General features: G+C 63.6%; 4 protein-coding genes and 1 pseudogene. All 5 read left to right on the forward strand.

Going from position 1 to position 4,154, the window contains the following annotated elements; translation table 11 throughout:
- The coding region (gene leuC, locus ACQKQA_RS29785; protein ID WP_427564739.1) for a 3-isopropylmalate dehydratase large subunit at nucleotides 1-1,318 on the forward strand (1,318 nt) is incomplete at its 5' end.
- A gap of 10 nt (nucleotides 1,319-1,328) precedes the next feature.
- Nucleotides 1,329-1,973, forward strand: coding sequence for a 3-isopropylmalate dehydratase small subunit (leuD, locus tag ACQKQA_RS29790; RefSeq protein ID WP_427564740.1), 645 nt, complete (start codon nucleotides 1,329-1,331; stop codon nucleotides 1,971-1,973).
- Nucleotides 1,974-2,114: 141 nt separating this feature from the next.
- Nucleotides 2,115-2,879 (forward strand): class I SAM-dependent methyltransferase, encoded by a 765-nt coding sequence (locus tag ACQKQA_RS29795; protein ID WP_427564741.1) that lies wholly within the window; start codon nucleotides 2,115-2,117, stop codon nucleotides 2,877-2,879.
- A gap of 51 nt (nucleotides 2,880-2,930) precedes the next feature.
- Nucleotides 2,931-4,013: a 3-isopropylmalate dehydrogenase gene (gene leuB, locus ACQKQA_RS29800; RefSeq protein WP_427564742.1), complete on the forward strand. Its 1,083-nt coding sequence runs from the start codon at nucleotides 2,931-2,933 to the stop codon at nucleotides 4,011-4,013.
- A gap of 60 nt (nucleotides 4,014-4,073) precedes the next feature.
- Nucleotides 4,074-4,154: pseudogene (locus ACQKQA_RS29805) on the forward strand (hypothetical protein); the annotation flags it as partial.

Raw genomic sequence — 4,154 nt, forward strand, 5'->3', positions numbered from 1 at the left:
ACAGCTACTACGACACCCTGCTGCAATACCTGCAGAACGGCATCGCCTTGCCCGCCGAACCGGCCGGTCTGATCCTGCCGTCCAGCGCCGGTGCGTACCGACCACCCCGGAGCGCAAGAACGGCATCAGCGCCATCGTCGATCAGGTCTCGCGCTTGCAGGTGCAGACCCTCGACGACAACTGCGACGAATACGGCATCGTCGAGTTCAAGATGAACGACGTGCGCCAGGGCATCGTTCACGTCATCGGTCCGGAGCAGGGCGCCACCTTGCCGGGCATGACCGTGGTCTGCGGCGACTCCCACACCTCGACCCACGGTGCCTTTGGCGCTTTGGCCCACGGTATCGGCACTTCCGAGGTCGAGCACGTGCTCGCCACCCAGTGCCTGGTCGCCAAGAAAATGAAGAACATGCTGGTTCAGGTCGAAGGCAAGTTGCCGTTCGGCGTGACCGCCAAGGACATCGTCCTGGCCGTGATCGGCAAGATCGGCACCGCCGGCGGCAACGGCCATGCCATCGAGTTCGCCGGCAGCGCGATTCGCGACCTGTCCATCGAAGGCCGCATGACCATCTGCAACATGTCCATCGAAGCCGGTGCCCGCGTGGGCCTGGTGGCGGCGGACGAAAAGACTGTGGAATACGTCAAGGGCCGTCCGTTCGCCCCCAAAGGCGCGGAATGGGACCTCGCCGTCGCAGCCTGGAAAGACCTGGTGTCCGATGCCGATGCCACCTTCGACACCGTGGTCGAGCTGGATGCCGCGCAGATCAAGCCGCAAGTCAGCTGGGGGACTTCCCCGGAGATGGTACTGGCCGTGGATCAGAACGTGCCGGACCCGGCCAGGGAAATGGACCTGGTCAAGCGCGACTCCATCGTCCGTGCCTTGAAATACATGGGCTTGACCGCCAACCAGGCGATCACCGACATCCAGCTGGACCGGGTCTTCATCGGTTCCTGCACCAACTCGCGGATCGAAGACCTGCGCGCCGCGGCCGTCATCGCCAAGGGCCGCAAGGTGGCCTCGACCATCAAGCAGGCCATCGTGGTGCCGGGTTCGGGCCTGGTGAAGGCCCAGGCGGAGGCGGAAGGCCTGGACAAGATCTTCCTGGAGGCGGGTTTCGAATGGCGTGAGCCGGGTTGCTCGATGTGCCTGGCGATGAACCCGGACCGCCTGGAGTCCGGCGAGCATTGCGCCTCGACCTCGAACCGCAACTTCGAAGGTCGGCAGGGCGCCGGTGGCCGTACCCACCTGGTCAGCCCGGCCATGGCCGCCGCGGCCGCCGTCAGCGGTCGTTTCGTCGACGTCCGTGAATTGATCTAAGGAGCGCAGCATGAAAGCTTTCACCCAGCACACCGGTCTTGTCGCGCCTTTGGATCGTGCCAACGTCGACACCGATCAGATCATTCCCAAGCAGTTCCTCAAGTCGATCAAGCGCACCGGTTTCGGCCCGAACCTGTTCGACGAGTGGCGTTACCTGGATGTCGGCCAGCCGTACCAGGACAACTCCAAACGCCCGCTGAACCAGGACTTCGTGCTCAACGCCGAGCGTTACCAGGGCGCCAGCGTGCTGCTGGCCCGGGAAAACTTCGGCTGCGGCTCCAGCCGCGAGCACGCGCCCTGGGCGCTGGAAGAGTATGGTTTTCGCAGCATCATCGCGCCGAGCTATGCCGACATCTTCTTCAACAACAGCTTCAAGAACGGCTTGCTGCCGATCATCCTGAGCGACGCGGAAGTCGACGAGCTGTTCCAGCAGGTCGAGGCCGAGCCGGGATATCAGTTGCAGATCGACCTGCAAGCCCAGGCCGTGACCCGTCCCGATGGCAAGGTGCTGAAGTTCGAGATCGATGCGTTCCGCAAGCATTGCCTGCTCAACGGCCTGGACGATATCGGCCTGACCTTGCAGGACGGCGACGCGATCGCGGCCTTCGAGGCCAAGCACCGCGCCAGCCAGCCCTGGTTGTTCCGCGACGCCTGAGGTCGGCTTTGGCGGGCGGGTAGCTCTGCTCCTACCGGATGTACCTTGTCCTGGTAGGAGCGAGCGGGCGGCGATCCGACTTGCCCGCGATGACGGCGCAGCAGGCAACTTACGGCTCAAGACTCCATTAAGGACATCACCATGACCAGCAATGCCCATAGCCAAGTGGTACAAAAGCAATTCGGTGAACAGGCTTCGGCCTATCTGAGCAGCGCCGTACATGCTCAAGGCGCCGAGTTCACACTGCTGCAGGCCGAGCTGGCGGGGCATGGCGATGCGCGGGTGCTGGATCTGGGGTGTGGCGCCGGTCATGTCAGTTTCCATGTGGCACCGCTGGCCAGGGAGGTCGTGGCCTACGACCTCTCGCAACAGATGCTCGATGTGGTGGCGGGCGCGGCGGTCGAGCGCGGGCTGGGTAATATCAGTACCGTGCGGGGGGCCGCCGAGCACCTGCCGTTCGCCGATGGCGAGTTCGATTTCGTCTTCAGTCGTTATTCGGCTCACCACTGGAGCGATCTGGGCCTGGCCCTGCGGGAAGTGCGCCGGGTATTGAAGCCTGGCGGCGTGGCGGCGTTCATCGATGTCTTGTCGCCGGGCAGCCCGCTGTTCGACACTTACCTGCAAAGCGTCGAAGTGCTGCGTGACACCAGCCATGTCCGCGACTATTCGGCGGGAGAGTGGCTGCGCCAGATCAGCGAGGCCGGCCTGCATACGCGCAGTACCGCCCGTCAGCGCCTGCGCCTGGAGTACAACTCCTGGGTCGAGCGCATGCGCACGCCCGAGCCGCTGCGCGTGGCGATTCGCCAGTTGCAGCAGGCGATGGGCAATGAAGTGCGCGAATATTTTGAGATCGAGGCCGATGGTTCGTTCAGTACAGATGTACTGGTGCTGTGGGCCGAACGCTAGAATTTTTCCGGGGGCGCCTGCGGGCGCGCCGACAGAGCAAATGAGGAAAGCATGAGCAAGCAGATTCTGATTCTCCCAGGTGACGGTATCGGTCCGGAAATCATGGCCGAGGCGGTCAAGGTGCTGGAACTGGCCAACGCCAAGTACAGCCTGGGCTTCGAGTTGAGCCACGACGTGATCGGTGGCGCCGCCATCGACAAGCACGGCGTGCCGCTGGCCGATGAGACCCTGGATCGCGCGCGGGCTGCCGACGCCGTTCTGCTGGGCGCCGTGGGCGGCCCGAAATGGGACAAGATCGAGCGCGATATCCGTCCTGAGCGTGGTCTGCTGAAGATTCGTGCGCAGTTGGGCCTGTTCGGCAACCTGCGTCCGGCGATTCTCTATCCGCAGCTGGCCGACGCTTCCAGCCTGAAGCCGGAAATCGTCTCCGGCCTGGACATCCTCATCGTTCGCGAACTGACCGGCGGTATCTACTTCGGCGCGCCCCGTGGCACCCGCGAGCTGGAAAACGGCGAGCGCCAGTCCTACGACACCCTGCCGTACAGCGAGAGTGAAATCCGTCGCATCGCTCGTGTCGGCTTCGACATGGCCCGGGTGCGCGGCAAGAAGCTGTGCTCGGTGGACAAGGCCAACGTCCTGGCGTCCAGCCAGCTGTGGCGCGAAGTGGTCGAGCAAGTGGCCAAGGACTATCCGGATGTCGAGCTGAGCCACATGTACGTGGACAACGCCGCCATGCAACTGGTGCGTGCGCCGAAGCAGTTCGACGTGATCGTCACCGACAACATGTTCGGCGACATCCTGTCCGACGAAGCTTCGATGCTCACTGGCTCCATCGGCATGCTGCCGTCGGCGTCCCTGGACGCCAACAACAAGGGCATGTACGAGCCATGTCACGGTTCGGCGCCGGACATCGCCGGGCAGGGTATCGCCAACCCGCTGGCGACCATTCTGTCGGTGTCGATGATGCTGCGTTACAGCTTCAATCTGAACGAAGCGGCGGATGCCATCGAGCAGGCCGTGAGCCGTGTGCTGGACCAGGGATTGCGCACTGGCGACATCTGGTCGGCCGGTTGCACCAGGGTGGGTACGCAGGAAATGGGCGATGCAGTAGTCGCGGCGCTGCGGAATCTGTAATCTTTCGGGCCCACCGCTCAGACGGTGGCCCACTTTTGTATAGGTGTAGTTGCGATGAAACGTGTAGGTCTGATCGGCGCCAGTGCGGACCTGTTTCCCCATCTGCTGCGCTTGAAGCAGTCGGCGGACCTGCACACCAAC

Source organism: Pseudomonas sp. NPDC089530 (assembly GCF_050280705.1).
Lineage (GTDB): Bacteria > Pseudomonadota > Gammaproteobacteria > Pseudomonadales > Pseudomonadaceae > Aquipseudomonas.